Origin of the sequence: Streptomyces triculaminicus, from assembly GCF_017349075.1 — a bacterium.
GTDB classification, from domain to species: domain Bacteria; phylum Actinomycetota; class Actinomycetes; order Streptomycetales; family Streptomycetaceae; genus Streptomyces; species Streptomyces triculaminicus.
The window spans coordinates 537,298-552,669 of record NZ_JAFMOF010000004.1 but is presented as its reverse complement, the minus strand read 5'-3'; the positions used below and the strand labels follow the sequence as shown (position 1 = coordinate 552,669).

14 protein-coding genes are annotated in these 15,372 nt (G+C 73.9%); 12 read left to right on the top strand and 2 right to left on the bottom strand.

Annotated elements, in window-relative coordinates; all coding sequences use genetic code 11:
* Positions 1-20: 20 nt before the first annotated feature.
* The gene (locus tag J1792_RS26070) at positions 21-866 is read left to right on the top strand and encodes a spermidine synthase (RefSeq protein ID WP_207248325.1); all 846 of its coding nucleotides are present in this window, start codon (positions 21-23) and stop codon (positions 864-866) included.
* A gap of 32 nt (positions 867-898) precedes the next feature.
* Here J1792_RS26070 and J1792_RS26065 read toward each other — a convergent pair whose 3' ends face one another.
* Positions 899-1,942 carry a DUF8017 domain-containing protein gene (locus J1792_RS26065; RefSeq protein WP_086571664.1) on the bottom strand — a complete coding sequence of 348 codons (1,044 nt, stop codon included), beginning with the start codon at positions 1,940-1,942 and terminating at the stop codon, positions 899-901.
* Between the two features lie 81 nt (positions 1,943-2,023).
* Here J1792_RS26065 and J1792_RS26060 point away from each other — a divergent pair, with 81 nt between their 5' ends.
* The 11 genes from J1792_RS26060 to J1792_RS26010 all read left to right on the top strand — a co-directional run bounded on the left by J1792_RS26060 (position 2,024) and on the right by J1792_RS26010 (position 14,465).
* Entirely contained in the window at positions 2,024-2,476 is a 453-nt protein-coding gene (locus J1792_RS26060) for a DUF4442 domain-containing protein (protein WP_086571662.1), read from the top strand.
* A gap of 348 nt (positions 2,477-2,824) precedes the next feature.
* Positions 2,825-3,493, top strand: coding sequence for a DedA family protein (locus J1792_RS26055; protein WP_086571660.1), 669 nt, complete (start codon positions 2,825-2,827; stop codon positions 3,491-3,493).
* A gap of 155 nt (positions 3,494-3,648) precedes the next feature.
* Positions 3,649-4,179, top strand: coding sequence for a gamma carbonic anhydrase family protein (locus J1792_RS26050; protein ID WP_086571658.1), 531 nt, complete (start codon positions 3,649-3,651; stop codon positions 4,177-4,179).
* Positions 4,180-4,665: 486 nt separating this feature from the next.
* Complete coding sequence (locus J1792_RS26045; RefSeq protein WP_086571656.1) at positions 4,666-5,955, top strand: ATP-grasp domain-containing protein; 1,290 nt, start codon at positions 4,666-4,668, stop codon at positions 5,953-5,955.
* Positions 5,956-5,984: 29 nt separating this feature from the next.
* Positions 5,985-7,220 carry an NAD(P)/FAD-dependent oxidoreductase gene (locus tag J1792_RS26040; RefSeq protein WP_179198962.1) on the top strand — a complete coding sequence of 412 codons (1,236 nt, stop codon included), beginning with the start codon at positions 5,985-5,987 and terminating at the stop codon, positions 7,218-7,220.
* A 12-nt stretch (positions 7,221-7,232) separates the two neighbouring features.
* Entirely contained in the window at positions 7,233-8,663 is a 1,431-nt protein-coding gene (locus J1792_RS26035; protein WP_086571652.1) for a SidA/IucD/PvdA family monooxygenase, read from the top strand.
* The gene (locus J1792_RS26030) at positions 8,660-9,994 is read left to right on the top strand and encodes a glutamine synthetase family protein (RefSeq protein WP_207248324.1); all 1,335 of its coding nucleotides are present in this window, start codon (positions 8,660-8,662) and stop codon (positions 9,992-9,994) included. Before J1792_RS26035 ends, J1792_RS26030 begins: the two co-directional genes overlap by 4 nt.
* 41 nt (positions 9,995-10,035) lie before the next feature.
* Entirely contained in the window at positions 10,036-10,509 is a 474-nt protein-coding gene (locus tag J1792_RS26025; protein WP_086571648.1) for a redoxin domain-containing protein, read from the top strand.
* Positions 10,502-11,818: an MFS transporter gene (locus J1792_RS26020; RefSeq protein ID WP_086571646.1), complete on the top strand. Its 1,317-nt coding sequence runs from the start codon at positions 10,502-10,504 to the stop codon at positions 11,816-11,818. Before J1792_RS26025 ends, J1792_RS26020 begins: the two co-directional genes overlap by 8 nt.
* On the top strand, positions 11,815-13,089 hold the full coding sequence (locus J1792_RS26015) for an ATP-grasp domain-containing protein (RefSeq protein WP_086571644.1): 1,275 nt from the start codon (positions 11,815-11,817) through the stop codon (positions 13,087-13,089). The genes J1792_RS26020 and J1792_RS26015 overlap by 4 nt, the downstream gene beginning before the upstream one ends.
* Positions 13,086-14,465: a glutathionylspermidine synthase family protein gene (locus J1792_RS26010; protein ID WP_086571643.1), complete on the top strand. Its 1,380-nt coding sequence runs from the start codon at positions 13,086-13,088 to the stop codon at positions 14,463-14,465. The genes J1792_RS26015 and J1792_RS26010 overlap by 4 nt, the downstream gene beginning before the upstream one ends.
* A gap of 28 nt (positions 14,466-14,493) precedes the next feature.
* On the opposite strand, the gene J1792_RS26005 is transcribed toward J1792_RS26010, so the two are convergent.
* Complete coding sequence (locus J1792_RS26005; RefSeq protein WP_086571641.1) at positions 14,494-15,360, bottom strand: DMT family transporter; 867 nt, start codon at positions 15,358-15,360, stop codon at positions 14,494-14,496.
* Between the last annotated feature and the right edge of the window lie 12 nt (positions 15,361-15,372).

Sequence of the window (15,372 nt, the reverse complement as noted above, 5' to 3'; positions counted from 1 at the left end):
CGATCCCCGACAATGAACGGGTGGACGCATCGATACCCGTGAGCCGTGACGTGGACTGGGGCACCGCCAAGCTGATGCCCGACGTGGACCGGCAGCGGGCCTGGCTGCTGACCGTGAACGGCGCGCCCCAGTCCTACGTAGACCTCGACGACCCCACCCACCTCGAGTTCGAGTACGCCCGCAGGCTCGCCCACGTCCTCGACACGACCGGCGAGCCGGGCGCCCCGCTGGACCTGCTGCACCTGGGCGGTGGGGCGCTCACCCTGCCCCGCTACGTCGCCGCCACCCGGCCCGGCTCCCGCCAGCGCGTGGTCGAGGCCGACCGCGGCCTGATCGCCCTGGTCGCCGAGCACCTCCCGCTGCCCGAGGGCTCGGGCGTCGAGGTGACGGCGGGGGACGCCCGGGCCGCGCTGGAGGCCGCCCCCGACGACTCCGCCGACGTGATCGTCGCGGACGTCTTCGGCGGCTCGCGCGTGCCCGCGCACCTCACCTCGCTCGAGTACGCCCGTACCGCCGCGCGCGTGCTGCGCCCCGGCGGCCGCTATGTGGCCAACCTCGCCGACGGCGCGCCGTTCGACTTCCTGCGCGGGCAGGTGGCCACGTACGCGGCCGTCTTCCCCCACCTGTGCCTGATCGCGGAAGGCCCGATGCTGCGGGGCCGCCGCTTCGGCAACGCCGTGCTCGTGGCGGCGGACACCGAGCTGCCCCTCGCCGTGCTCGCCCGCCGCGCCGCCGCCGACGCCTTCCCGGCCCGCGTCGAGGACGGTCCGGGGCTGGCGCGGTTCGCCGCGGGGGCCGTGCCGGTGGGTGACGCGGACGCGGTCGCCTCGCCGGAGCCGCCGGGCGGCTCGTTCGGCATCGGCTGACGGCGAGGGCCGGTTCAGAAGGAGTGCGGCCCTCAGGAGGACTTCAGCGGCCGCAGCGTGCTCATGATCTTCTTGATGGTCTCCTCGGGCACCTCGTCCTTCTCGGACTTGATGCCCGCGAAGATCCAGGTGTTGAGGTCGCCGGTGTCGTCCTTGTAGGCCACCGCGTACGCCTTGCCGTCGCTGGAGCACTTGTGGCTCTTGGGGACGTCGGTGGCCGTGGTCATCGCGGTGAAGCCGGTGATGCCGTGGTCGCTCTTGAAGGCGGAGGGCTTGCCGATGTTGAGGTGGCCCTGCTTCTTCTGGTCGAACATCGCCCAGGCCCAGCTCGCGGCGGCGTTCTCCGCGGCCTCCTCAAGGTTCTTGGCGCCCTGGGCGCCCTTGGCCCCGGTGATGCCGGCCTCGTGGTTCAGCTGGATGCCCTTGTCGTTCGTCCTGACGCACCGGGTCTCCTGGAAGTAGGCGGGGGAGGACATGGCCTCGGCCATGCCGTCCTTGTCCTTGCCGGTGTCGTCCGGAACGACCACGCCGCTTCCCGTGGACGCCACGCTCCACTCGGCGGGCACGTCGAAGACCACGTGCCGCTTGGGGTTCTGGACCACCTTCCAGCCGCTGACGACCGGCTTGATGTCGCCGCCCGCCCGCGGGTTGTCCTCGCCGCCTCCGCCCGGCGAGGACGAGGCGGGGGAGGACGCCGACGGCTTGGCGCTCTCCTTGGCCTCGGTCGTCGTCTTGTCGTCCTTCTCGCCGCCGGTGAGGACGACCGCGCCGGTCACCCCGGCCGCGATCACCACCGCCACGGCCGCCGAGATCGCGATCACCGTGGTGCGCTTGTTGCGGCCGTCGCCCGGCGGCTGCGACCCGCCGGGTGCGCCCGGCCCGGCCCACTGCCCGGGCGGCGTTACCGGCCCCGCCGGCCCGGGCGGCTGTCCGCCCTGCTGGTAGGGGTTCGGCTGCTGGTATCCCGGCTGCTGGTAGGGGTTCGGTTGCTGCGGGTAACCGGGCTGCGCGTACGGGTTCCGGTTGGGGTCCTGCGGGTTCTGCTCGCCCCCGGGCGACTGCTGTCCTGGCCACATGGCGGATAACCCTAGAGGGTGCGGCGGGGCTTGTGATCCGTACCCCTTCCCGGGTGTGCTACTGACTGGTAACTTACCGGCATGTCCGAAACCCTGCCCTCGATCGGCGAGGCCCTCGCGGCCACCGTGCCCATGGTCCGCACGCTCAACCTGACCTTCGGTGAGATCACCGCCGAGCGCGCCGTCATCCACCTGCCCGACCAGCCCGAGTACCACAACCACGTCGGCGGCCCGCACGCCGGAGCGATGTTCACCCTCGCCGAGTCCGCCAGCGGCGCGATCGTCCTGGCCGCCTTCGGCTCCGAGCTCTCCCGCGCCGTCCCGCTGGCCGTGCGCGCCGAGATCGGCTACAAGAAGCTCGCCATGGGCCCGGTCACCGCCACCGCCGTGCTCGGCCGCCCGGCCGACGAGGTGATCGCCGAGCTGGACGCCGGCGAGCGGCCGGAGTTCCCGGTGCACATCTCGATCACGCGCGAGGACGGCGCCGTGACCGGCGAGATGACCGTCGTGTGGACGCTGCGGCCCAACTCGTAGAACCGGCCCGGTAGGAAAGAAGGGGGAAGCCCCGAAGCGCGGGTGCGCTTCGGGGCTTCCCCCTTGTTACGGGAGGGCCGTCACCGTGTCTCCTCCGGCCTGTGCGTTGCATCACGTCGTTCGCGTGCCGGATGTGATCGTCGCAGGTGGCGTGGCGTGGCGTGGCGCGGCACCGGAGGCGACGGGCCGGCCGGCGGCCGGAGGGGCGCAGGCCGTGTGACCGAACAAAGTGTCGCCCCGCCTCAACCGCGGAGCCTCTTCGGGTGTCCTTACCTCCAGTAGGCTTTTTGCGGTGCGCCGTGCCGGCGCGCGGCGGGAAGCAGGTCGTTCAACCGGGAGGAACCGGCGTTGCACATCCAGGAGTGGCTCGAGACAGTTCCGGCGATCGCCGTCTACCTCCTGGTGGGCGGGGTCATCGGGCTGGAGAGCCTGGGCATCCCGCTCCCCGGTGAGATCGTCCTCGTCAGCGCCACGCTGCTCGCCGCCACGCAGGACCACATCAATCCGTACGTCCTGGGCGCCTGCGCCGTCGCCGGCGCGATCATCGGCGACTCGATCGGCTATCTCATCGGCCGCAAGGGCGGCAAGCCGCTGCTGGACTGGCTCGGCCGCAAGTTCCCCAAGCACTTCGGCCCGCACCACGTGGCCACCGCCGAGCGGTCGTTCCAGAAGTGGGGCATGTGGGCCGTCTTCGTCGGCCGTTTCATCGCGCTGCTGCGGATCTTCGCCGGCCCGCTCGCGGGCGTGCTGCGGATGCCGTACTGGAAGTTCCTGATCGCCAACGTCCTCGGCGGCATCGTCTGGGCCGGCGGTACGGTCGCGGTGATCTACTCCGTGGGCAAGGTCGCCGAGGAGTGGCTGAAGAAGTTCTCCTGGCTCGGGCTGGTCGCCGCCCTGCTCTTCGGCCTGGGCTCGTTCGTCGTGATGCGGATCAAGGCCAAGAGGGCCGGGGCCGCGCAGGACGCCGCCGAGGCCGCCGGGCGGCCCGCCGAGACCGAGGCGGTCGCGGCGGAGTAGGCGGCACCGCTTCGCGCACCACGGCAGGGCATACGACGGCCCCCGGCTCCGGCCGGGGGCCGTTCGCGTGTGATCTTGGCCCCACGCGGGCGCGGCGCCGGTGTCCACCCACTACCGTGCCCTGCAGCAGGCCGGTACGGGGTGAGGAGAGGGTCATGGCGGAGCGGGCGCTGATCGCCGGAGTGGGCGGCAAGGAGCCGGACGTCGACCCGGAGGCCTTCACCGCGCCGACCTCCGTCGTGCTCGGGGACGTCACCCTGGCGGCCGGCTCGAGCGTCTGGTACCACGCCGTGCTGCGCGCCGACTGCGGCCCCGTCGCCCTCGGCGCCGACAGCAACATCCAGGACAACTGCACCGTCCACGTCGACCCGGGCTTCCCCGTGACCGTCGGCGAGCGGGTGACGGTCGGGCACAACGCCGTGCTGCACGGCTGCACGGTCGGGGACGACGTCCTGATCGGCATGGGCGCCACCGTCCTCAACGGCGCCACGATCGGGGCCGGCTCGCTCGTCGCCGCCCAGGCGCTCGTCCCGCAGGGCATGGTCGTGCCGCCCGGCTCGCTGGTCGCCGGAGTTCCCGCCAAGGTGCGGCGGCAGCTCACCGACGAGGAGCGCGAGCACATCAGGATCAACGCCGCGATGTACCTGGGCCTGGCGCGCGACCACCGCGCGGCGCTCGGCGGCTGACCGCCGGACCGGTTCCCCCCTCCCGGCGCCCTGGACGGCCGGGGGAGCGCCCCGCCGTACCCGCTGTTACCCCGGCATGCCCTGGCGCGCCGCCCGTCGGCCTGTCATCAGTGCCTCGTCTCCCGTCCGACCTGCGGCCGACACCTCTTGCGACTCCTCGCGTCTGACATGCCGTCAGGACGCCCCGCAGCTCTCGGAAGAGATGATTCCACATCTCTCACGGTCATGACCCCGTCACCTAAAGAGGCCATGGTCCTGGCCGTTTTTCCCGCCAACGGGGAGGTTTGGGCGCTGTAGCGTCCATGATCCGCCGTCCGACATGACAACGGGACGTATCTCTATCCATCGGTGTTCACCTGATGTTCAGGTGACATGTGCGGTTTGTTCATCTATTCGTTGACATCGCGCCAGCGGCGGGTTCATGATCCAACCCGCCGATCCGTACTTGTGCTGTCAAATGACCTCTCTTGAACGAAAGTTGTGGCAATGGACGCGAAAGCCCTCCTGTTGCTGGTCCGTGTGGGCTGCCTGCGCGAGCAGGCGCTGTCCTCGTGGGCCGCCCGGACGGATTTCGGACTGGCGGTCGCGGAGAGCGCCACCGCCGCCTACCTCAGGCTGGCGGACCAGCAGATTCCGCTCTCGCCGGAACGCCCTGCCGAGGAGGTGTACGAGGCCTGCCGCGCCGCGCTGGCCGCGGCTCCGGGCGAGAAGGGCGTCATCGGCTTCCTCGACTCGACCCTGCCCCTCGTGGCGCGGCTCGCCGAGGAGTTCGGCCTGCCGGGCTGCTCGCCGAGCACCCTGAGCAACCTCACCGACAAGACCTGGGCCCGTGAGCGCTTCGCCGCGTCCGGAGTGCCCGGGCCGCGCTTCCGCGTGCTCGACGCGGCCGTCACCGCCACGGCGGACCGGCAGGCGGCGGTCGCCGGCCTCGCCTTCCCCCTCATCGTCAAGCCCGCCGACTCCTCGGCGGGGCGCGGTGTGGTGCGGGCCGGCGACGCGAGCGAGCTCGACGCGGCCTGGGACGCGGCGGCGCCGTTCACCAAGACCGGCAGCCTCCTCGCCGAAGAGGAGCTGATCGGTGAGGAGATCAGCGTCGAGACGGTCACCGTCGACGGCCGCACCGTGGCCGTGGCCTGCACCGAGAAGCTCAGCACCCGTGGCGAGGCGTTCGTCGAGCTCGGTCAGGCCATGCCGGCCCGTCTCGGCGGCGGCCTGGACCAGGAGGTGCGCGACATCGCGGCCGCCGCGCTGAAGGCCGTCGGCTACGACCACGGCATCGCGCACACCGAGATGATCCTCACGGCCGACGGCCCCCGGATCATCGAGGTCAACCCCCGGCCCGCCGGCGACTGCATCCTGGACCTCGCCCGGCTCGCCGGCGGGGTGGACGTCTACGGCATCGCGGCGGATCTCGCGCTCGGCCGGCCGGTCGACCTCGACGCCCTCGAGCGGACCGCGTTCACCTCGGGCGCGGCGATCCGCTTCCTCACGGGCGAGCCCGGCGTCGTCCGCCGCATCGACGGCGTCGCCGAGGCGTCGGCCCGGCTCGACCCCGCCCGCGAGCGGCTCGTCCTGCTGACCCGGCCCGGCGACGTCGTCGAACCGGTCACCACCAATCTGCACCGCCTCGGCTACGTCATCACCGTCGGGGACGACACGGCGGCCGCCGTCGAGCGGGCCGAGCGCATCGCCGCGACGGTCTCCGTCGTCACCTCCCCGGCGGCCCCCGGCGAGCCGCCCGCCCGCCGCCTGCCCAGTTCCGAGTGCTGGACCTGATGACCACCGGCATCCCGACAAGGACTCCCATGCAATCTCCTGACTCCTACTGGCTGGCCACCGGCCCGGACTGGACCACCGGCGGCGCGGCCCTGCCGCGACGCACCGGCGTCTGCGTGCTCGGCGCCGGCGTGATGGGCTCCACGCTCGCCTACTGGCTGGCCAGGGCCGGGCACCGGCCCCTGGTGCTGGACCGCAACCCCGCCCCGGCCATGGGCTCCTCGGGCCGCAACGCCGGACGGCTGATCCAGGGCGGCAACGCCCAGCACGCCCTCGCGATCGAGAAGTTCGGGCACGACGAGGCGCTGGCCATCTACCGGGCCACCCTCGTCAACCGGGACCTGGTGCGCGAAGTCGCCGCACGCGAGGGACTGGAGGCGACCCGCTTCCCCACCACGAAGCTCGACCTCGCCGTCACCGAGGACGAGGCGGCCGAACTCAAGCGGACCGCCGGGGCGCTGCGCGCGGACGGCATCGCCGCCGACTGGCTGGACCTCCCGGCGGCGCGCGAGGCGTTCGGCACCGACCTTCCGGACACCGTCCTGGGCGGGCTCCACCGGCCGGACCAGGACGCGGTCCACTCGGTGGCGTACGTCCGGGGCATGGCGGACGCGGCCGCGCGCCACGGCGCGGAGTTCGCGTGCGGCATCACGGTGACGTCCGCGGAGCCGGTCGCCGGCGGCGGATGGCTCGTGACCACCGACGCCGGCCAGGTGATCGCGGACCAGGTGGTCGTCGCGCTCAACGCCTGGACGCCCCGGCTGCTGCCCGAGCTCGCCCCGGTCATCACCCCGGTGCGCGGACAGCTGGTGCAGACCGCACCCGTGTCCTTCCGCATTCCGCAGTGGGGGCTCGACCGCGGCCTGCTGTACGGCGGTCAGACCCCGGACGGCTCGCTGCTCATCGGCGGTCTGCGCAACACCGTCCCGGGCCGTGACGAGGGCATCGACCTGCCGGAGGACGGCAACACCCCGGCCTTCTCCCCGGAGCTGGCCGACCGGCTGGCCGAGGCGCTTCCCTCCCTGCTGCCCGAGGCCACCGGCGTGCCGGTGGTCCGCGCGTGGAGCGGCGTCATGGCGTTCACCCCGGACCGCTGCCCGTTGGTCGGCGCCTGGCCGGGCGCGGACGGCCTGTGGGTGATGGCCGCGTTCAACGGCCACGGCATGCCGTACTCGCAGGTCATGCCGGAACAACTCGCGGAGCGGATTCTCGGCGGCCGGGGGGACGGCATACCCGCCGCGTTCGACCCCGCCCGTTTCCTCTGAGCAGGAGCGACCATGTCACAGTCATCAACGCTTTTCCCGGCCTCCGTCGCCGGAACCCGTAGCACGAGCCGGCACGGCGGCGCTCCCCTCCTGGTGATCGGCGCGGGCCCCAAGGCCGTCGCCCTCGCGGTGAAGTCGAGCGTGCTGCGCGCCGTCGGCTTCGACGTCCCCGAGATCGTCGCCCTCGAGCGCGACCGCACCGCGGCGAACTGGCTGGCGGGACGGGGCTGGACCAACGGCCGGCAGCGGCTCGGCACCCTGCCCGAGAAGGACCTCGGCTTCCCGTACGACTGCACCACCTGGGGAGAGTCCCACGATCCTGTCACGGGCGAGATCGCCCAGCGGATGGCCGGCTTCAGCTGGGCCAGCCATCTGCAGGACCGGGGGCTGTACGCGCGCTGGATCGACCGCAGCCGGCCGCAGCCGAGCCACCGTGAATGGGCCGACTACCTGGAGTGGGCGGCCGACCGGTCGGGCCTGCGCACGGTCATCGGAGAGGTCCGCGCCGCCGAACTGCGGGGCGGGGACTGGGCGCTGACCGTCGACGACGGGACGGACCGCTTCGCGGTGCACGGCGCCGGCCTCCTGGTCTCCGGACCGGGCCCGGCCGCGGGCGTCCTGCCGGCCGACGGCGCCCGGGTGCTGGACACCGCGGGCTTCTGGAAGATGGCCGTCGAGGGCTTCCCGGACTGGGCCGAGACCGTGGTCGTGGTGGGGGCGGGCGAGACCGCCGGCACCATCGTGCGCGAACTCGCCCTGGGCCAGGACCGTAAGGTCACCGTCGTCGCTCCCCGGGCCACGCTCTACAGCCGGGGCGAGAGCCCCTTCGAGAACCGCTACTACAGCGACCCCACCGGCTGGGCCGGCCTGTCCGAGACGGACCGGCAGGAGTTCATCCGGCGCACCGACCGCGCGGTCTTCTCCCAGGAGGTGCAGAGCGATCTCGCCCTGACCACCAACGTCTCCTGGGAACCGGGCCGTGTCGTCGGTACCCGCCCCGCCGACGGCCAGGTCGCGGTGGAGATCGCCTACGGCGAGCAGCACCGGCTCCACCGCGCCGACCTGGTCGTCGACGCCACCGGTGGCGACCCGCTGTGGTTCACCGGGCTGCTCGGCCCCCTGGCCGAGGACGCCCTGCGGGCCGCGCTCGGCGGGGCCGTGACCCGCGAGAGGATCGAGCGGTCCATCGACTCCTCCCTCGCGGTGCCCGGCCTGCCCGCACCCCTGCACCTGCCGAACCTGGCCGCCCTGGCGCAGGGCCCGGGCTTCCCCAACCTGAGTTCCCTCGGCCTGCTCTCCGACCGGGTGCTCGCCCGGTACGTGCCGGACGTGCACGCCGACGACACCGCGGTGGCCGAGGCCCGCTCCGGCAGCCGCACGACCGCACGGGCCGGCGCACCCGGCTCGCACCACCTGGACACCTCGGGAGCAGCACAGCGATGACCGCACCTTCACCGGCCGCCCGCCTCGTCGAGGACGCCGACTTCGTCCAGCTGCTCTTCACCGACATCGCCGGACGCCTCAAGACCCTGGAGATCCCCGCCGCCCGCTGGGCCGAGGTGCGCGACGGCGGCTGGACCCTCGACGGGTCCGTGGTCCTGGGCTACGGCGACCCCGAGCACAGCGACCTGCGGCTGGTCCCGGACCCGTCGACGTATGTGCAGCGGCCCTGGGCCACTCCCTCCGGGCGCACCGTCGGCATGGTCTTCTGCGACATCCAGGACACCGCCGGCCGGCCGTTCGCCGCGGACCCCCGCGCGGTGCTGCGGCGGGCGGTCCGGGCGTCGGAGGCCCGCGGGCAGCGTCCCGTCTTCGGAGTCGAGGCCGAGTTCTACCTTCTGCGGCCCGGAGCCCCCGGCACCGCGGGCGAACCGGCCGACGGCGCCGGCTACTGGGACCTGAGCGTGGACGAGGAGGCCGACGAGGTCTGCCGGGACATCGCCGAGGCCCTGGCACGGATGGGCCTGACCGTCGACGGGCACCACCACGAGGTGTGCGCGGGCCAGCGCGAGCTCGTCTTCCGCCACGGCGACGCGCTGTCGACCGCGGACCGGCTGCTTCTGCTCAAGCACACGGCACGGGTCATGGCCCGCCGCCGCGGCCTGACCGCCGTCTTCATGCCCAAGCCCCTCGCCCATCTCTACGGGAACGCCCTGCACGTCCACGTCTCCCTGGAGGGCACCGGGGCATCCGCCGAGGCGCTGTTCCACGACGGCACCGACCCGGACGGCATGTCCGCGCTCTTCCGCGGCTCGCTCGCCGGTGTCCTGGAGCACGCGCCGGCGCTGACGGCGCTCGGCAACCCGACCGTCAACTCCTACAAGCGCCTCGTTCCCGCCTCCGGCACTCCGGTGCACCGCAGCTGGGCCCGGCACAACCGGTCCACGGCCTTCAAGGTGGTGGGGAACAACGCGGTGCCGGGCTCCGTCCGCCTGGAGATGCGCAGCCCCGACCCGTCCGCCCACCCCCACCTGCTCTTCGCGGGTATCCTCGCCGCGTTCGCCGACGGCCAGGACCGCGACCTGAAGCTGCCCGAGGCGTGCGAGGAGCCGGCCGACCAGCTGACCCCGCGGGACCTCGCCGCGCGCGGCATCCTCGCGCTGCCGACCGACCTCCCGTCCGCGCTGCGGGCCCTGGAGGAGGACGGCACCGTGCGCGAGGCCCTGGGCGACCTCGCCGCCGACGCCCTCGTCCGCAACTCCCGTGCCGACTGGGCGTCGTGGCACCGCCTCGTCACCCCCTGGGAGATCGAGCGGTACGCCGACTCCGTCTGACCGCCACCAGCACCCGTACACCCCCACACCGAGGACCCTGCATGCACTTCACCGTCGAGACGACCGAAGGCCCCACCGCCGTTCCCTCCCCCGAGCACCGGTGGACCGCGCTGTTCTTCATCACCGAGCCGGGAATCGGCGAGGTCCTTCCCGAGCTGGCCGGCTGCACGACCGGCCTGTGCACGGTGCGCGACAACGCCGCCCGGTTCGCGCGGGCCGACGTCCGGGTGCTGGGCGTCAGCGCGCACGCCCCCGGCCATCTCGCCGAGTTCGCGCAGACCCGCGACCTGGGCTACCCGCTCGTGGGCGACGGCGAGCTGACGCTCGGCCGGGCGCTCGGCGTCGCCGAGGTGACGGCCGGCGACCGCACGCTGTTCGCCCGCGCCGCGGTGATCCTCGACCGGGCCGGCACCGTACGGGCCCTGCTGCACCCGGTGCCCGACCCCGAGCGCCACGCGGAACTCGTCCTGGACAAGCTCGCCGAGCTCGAGGCCGACGAGAGCGACCGTGCCTGACCCGACCGCCGCGCGGGGCGGCCGGATCCGGGCGCTGCTGCCGGCTCCGGGCGCGCCCCGCGCGCTGGCCCTGTCCACCCTCGTGGGCCAGACCGGCAGCGGCCTGTTCCTGCCGGTCAGCGCGCTGTTCTTCACCCGCTCCGTAGGGCTCGCGCCCGCCAAGGTCGGCCTGGGACTGGCGGTCTCCGGACTGATCGGGCTGGCCGCCGCCGTCCCGATCGGTCGCATCGCCGACCGCTTCGGGGCGCGGGGGACCTACGCGGTCACCCTGCTCGGCCAGGCCGTGGCCACCGCCGCGTTCTCCCTGGTGCACTCCCTGTGGGCGTTCGCCCTGGTCAGTACGGTCGCCGCCCTCGCGCAACGCGGAGGCAACGCCGCCCGGGGCGCCGTCATCGGGAACGTGGGCCAGGGCGAGGAGCGGGTGAGGCTGCGCGCCATGCTCAAGTCGGTGACCAACACCGGCCTGAGCGTGGGCACCGCGCTCGCCGCCCTCGCCCTGGCCGCCGACTCGCGCACCGCCTACCTCACGGTGATCTTCGTCAACGCCGCGGCCTACGTGGGCGCCGCGCTGCCCCTGCTGCGCGTCCCGCCCGCCGAACCCGCCGAACCCACCGGCGGGGGACCGTCCAAGCCGCCGCGCCGCGCGGTGCTGCGCGACCGCCCGTACACCCTGGTCACCATCCTGTGCGGGATCACCAGCATCCACTACGACGTGCTGTCCCTCGCCCTGCCGCTGTGGATCGCCGGGCACAGCAGCGCCCCGCAGTGGAGCATCTCCGCCGTCATCATGGCCAACACCGTCCTGGTGGTCCTCCTCCAGGTCCCCTTCTCCCGGGGCACGGGCGAGGTGCCCGCCGCGGCCGCCGCGGTACGCCGCTCCGGCTGGGTGCTGTGGGCCGGCTGGGCGGTGATCGCCTGCACCGCCTTCGCCGGCTCCGCGCCCCTGGCCTTCGCCCTGCTCGTCGTCGGCATGGTGCTGCACACCGCCGGTGAACTGTGGCAGTCGGCGGGCAGCTACGGCCTCAGCTACGAACTCGCACCGGCGGGTTCGCACGGCGAGTACCAGGGCTTCTTCTCCCTCGGCCGCGGCACCACCGCGGCGCTGGCCCCCCTCGTGGTCACCACCGTGTGCCTGGCCGACGGGCCCGACTGGCGGCCCGTCTCCGGATGGTTCCTGCTCGGCCTCGTCGTCGCGGCGGCGTCCGCAGCCGTACCGGCGGCCGCCCGCCGTGCCGAACGCGCCGCCGCCACCCGGTCCGACGCCCCGGACCCCACCCTCGTCCCTCTACCCGTACGGGAGTCAGCATGACCGCCTTCGCGTCCGCACCCGCGGCGCCCGGGCCGACCGGAGCACGACAGCGGGGCCCCTCGGTCCTGGTCCTCGGCGGCGGCACCCGGCTGCCGAAGGCCCTGCGGGACCACGGCATGTACGTCGTCTACGGCGGTACGCCCGACGAGTTCACCCCCGCGCACCACGACGCCTGCGACGAGGCGTGGCTGCTCACCGACGGATCCGAGGACGACTGGGTCCGCAGGGCCGTGGCGATGCACCAGGTCCTGCCGCTGCGTCGGGTGGTCACCGTGCGGGAGCGGTTCCTGACGGCCGCCGCCCGGATCGCTGACACCCTCGGCCTCGGCGGGAACCCGCTGGAGACCGTACGGATCCTCAAGGACAAGTCGCTGATGCGGCAGCGCGCGGAGTCCCTCGCGGACGCGGGCGCCGTGCGGGCGCGGGTGATGCGCACGCCCGAGGACGTGGACGCGTTCGTGGCCCGGGTCGGTCTGCCCGTCGTCCTCAAGCCGCGGGACGGCTCCGGCAGCGCGGACATCTCGATCGTCCGGGACGAGGACGCCGTCGCCGAAGCGCGGGCGCGCGTCGGCGACCTCCCGGGGGTGATGCTCGCCGAGGAGTTCCTGGACGGACCGGAGTTCAGCGTCGAGACGTTCACGGACCAGGGGCGGCACCGCGTCCTCGCCCTGACCGAGAAGTTCACCGGGGCGGGCGCCGTCGAGATCGGCCACGTCGTCCCCGCCCGGGTCGGCGCGGAGGAGCGTGCCGCCCTCGAGGAGGCGACCCGCCGGTTCCTCGACGCCATGGGCTTCGTCGAGGGGCCCGCCCACACCGAGATCATCCTCACGGCGAACGGACCCCGTGTCGTCGAGTCGCACAACCGTCCCGGTGGCGACGGCATCGTCGACCTCGTCCGCCACGTCCTCGGCGTGGACATCCGGGACCTCCTGGCGGCCCAGATCGCGGGCGTCGAACCCCCCGCCCCGGCCGAGGACCCGGCAGGCGCCGCCGCGACCTGGTTCCTGACCGCCGCCCCCGGTGTCGCCACCGAGGTCTCCGGCTGGGAGACGGCGGCCCAGGGGCCGGGCGTCGTGGCCGTCGCCCCCGGCACCCGGGCCGGGGACACCGTGTCCCCCCTGCGCGGGTCCGGCGACCGGTGCGGCTCCGTGACCGCGGTGGCCGCCACGGCCGACGAGGCGCTCGACCGTGCCCGTGGCGCGCTCGCGCACGTCACCCTCCGCACCGACCCCTCGTCCCCGCACAGCACCGAGAGCCGAGAAGGCCGATGACCACCGCCGCCCTGCCCACGCTCCTCGCCCGCAACGCGCTGACCGAGCGCTATCTCGGATCGCCCGCCGGCACGGCCGCGGTGTGGCCCGAGTCCCCGGACCCGGCGCGGCTCGAGGCCGTGCACGGAGCGCTCGAGGACCGCTTCCTGACCCGCCCGGCCTTTCTGGAGGCGGTGGAGGTGGAGCGCCTGGAGAGCGACCTCAACGGCGTGCTCGACCTGCTCTTCTCGCTGCCCGACCGGCTCTTCGACGGCGACGCGCACGCCTTCGCCGCCGCCGTGGGACTGCGCCCCGAACAGGCGCGGATCGCCCTGCGCCCCCCCGTACCCGAGCCCGCCCGGATCGGCCGTGCGGACCTCTACCACGACGCGACGGGCTTCCGGCTGCTGGAGTTCAACATCAGCAGCGCGCTCGGCGGCTTCGACACGCCCGAGCTCAACCGGCTGCTGCTGGAGGACGAGAGGCTGGCCGGCTTCGCGGCGAGGGAGGACCTGACGTTCCCCGACGCCGTCGGCGCGCTCGCCGATCTCCTCCGCGCGACGGCGAGGAACGCCGGATGCGACGGAGACACCCCCACCGTCGCGCTCATGGACTGGTGGCCCGGGTACCGCAAGACGGAACCCAAGATCCGCGCGCTGGCCGCGCTGCTGGAGCGGTACGGCGTCGAGGCCGTCCCCTGCCACACGGGCCAGGTGCGGGAGAACGGCGGCCGGATCACCGTCGACGGCCGCGCCGTCGACGTCGTCCACCGCTATTTCACGCTCGGCGAGCTGACCGCCGACGCCGCCTCCCTCGCCCGGGCCGAGGAACTCCTCGACGCCTTCGCGCGGTGCGGCACGCCGGTGGTGTCCCCGCTGCGCACCTCCATGCACGGGAACAAGCGGGCGCTGGCCATGCTGTGGGAGGAGCGGTGCCGCAGCACCTACGCTCCGGCCGAGAAGGCCCTGGTGGAACGGTTCCTGCCCTGGACCCACGAGCTCCGGGACGGTCCCGCCGAGGTCCGCGGCGAAGAGGTGGACCTCCTCGCGTACTGCGCCCGGCACCGTGAGGACCTCGTCGTCAAGCCCTCGCACGGCCTCGGCGGCGTCGGCACCGTGCTCGGCCGCAGCGTGGGCGACCAGGAGTGGGCCGACGCCCTGAACGGGGCGGCGCGGGGCCGGTACATCGTGCAGGAGCTCGTCACCCCGTACCCCGAGGCGTTCCCCGACCGGAGCGTGGACGGGCCCTCCTCCTGGGCGCTCAACTGGGGCGCCTTCCTGATCGGCCGGCAGTACGCCGGAGCCTTTCTGCGGGGCCTGCCCACCGATCGGGCCGACGTGATCTCGTACGACAACAAGGCCTACGCCGGCTGCGTCTTCCAGGCCGGCCGCCCCTGACCGCGACTGAGCCGGCCCCCGGGCCGGCTCAGCCCGTCGCCAGCAGGACCGTGCCGACGAGCGCCAGGCCCGCGCCCGCCGCCTGGACCGTGCGCAGCCGTTCGCGCAGGACGCCGCGGGCGGCGAGGGCGGTGACCACGGGGTAGAGCGAGGCGAGGACCGCGGCCACCGTGACGGGGCCGTGGTTCGCGGCGATGGAGTACGTGCCGTTGGCGGCCACGTCCGCGAGGCCGACGAAGGCGAGGGCGGGCAGCGCGGAGCGGATCGCGCTCCACCCTTCCTCGGGCAGGGCGGGGTTGCCGCGGCGCACCGAGGCCCAGAGCGCGCCGCCGCCCACCACGACGTTGCACACACGCTGGACGAACAGGGCCAGGAACAGCCCGGTCAGGTTGTGCGAGGCCTCGGCTATCAGCGCCATCACGGAACCGAAGCCGAAGGCGGCGACGAGCGTGAGCACCAGGGTCTGCCGCTGGACGGGCGCGCCGCCCATCCCGGGGCCGCTGGCGAGGACGACGCCGGCCACGGCCACCGCGATGCCGGCGAACTGCAGGATTCCGGGCCGCTCGCCGAGGACGAGGCCGACGCCCAGCGGCACGGCGACGCCGCCGAGCGCGCCCAGCGGCGAGACGACCCCCATCGGGCCGAGGGCCAGCGCCCGGTAGAAGGCGAGCATGGCCGCGGGGCCCACGACGCCGGCCGCCACCGCGTACCAGAGCTGGGGCCCGGCCTCCGACCAGCCGCCCGTGGCGACCACGATCGAGCCCAGGGCGCCCACGGCCAGCAGCTGCGAGACGAGGACCACGGTCAGGGCGGGCATGCGCCGCGTGAGCAGCCCGCCGCCGAAGTCGGCCAGCCCCCACAGGAGGCTGGTGGCCAGGGCGAAGACCGGTGTCATGGGGAGAACCTC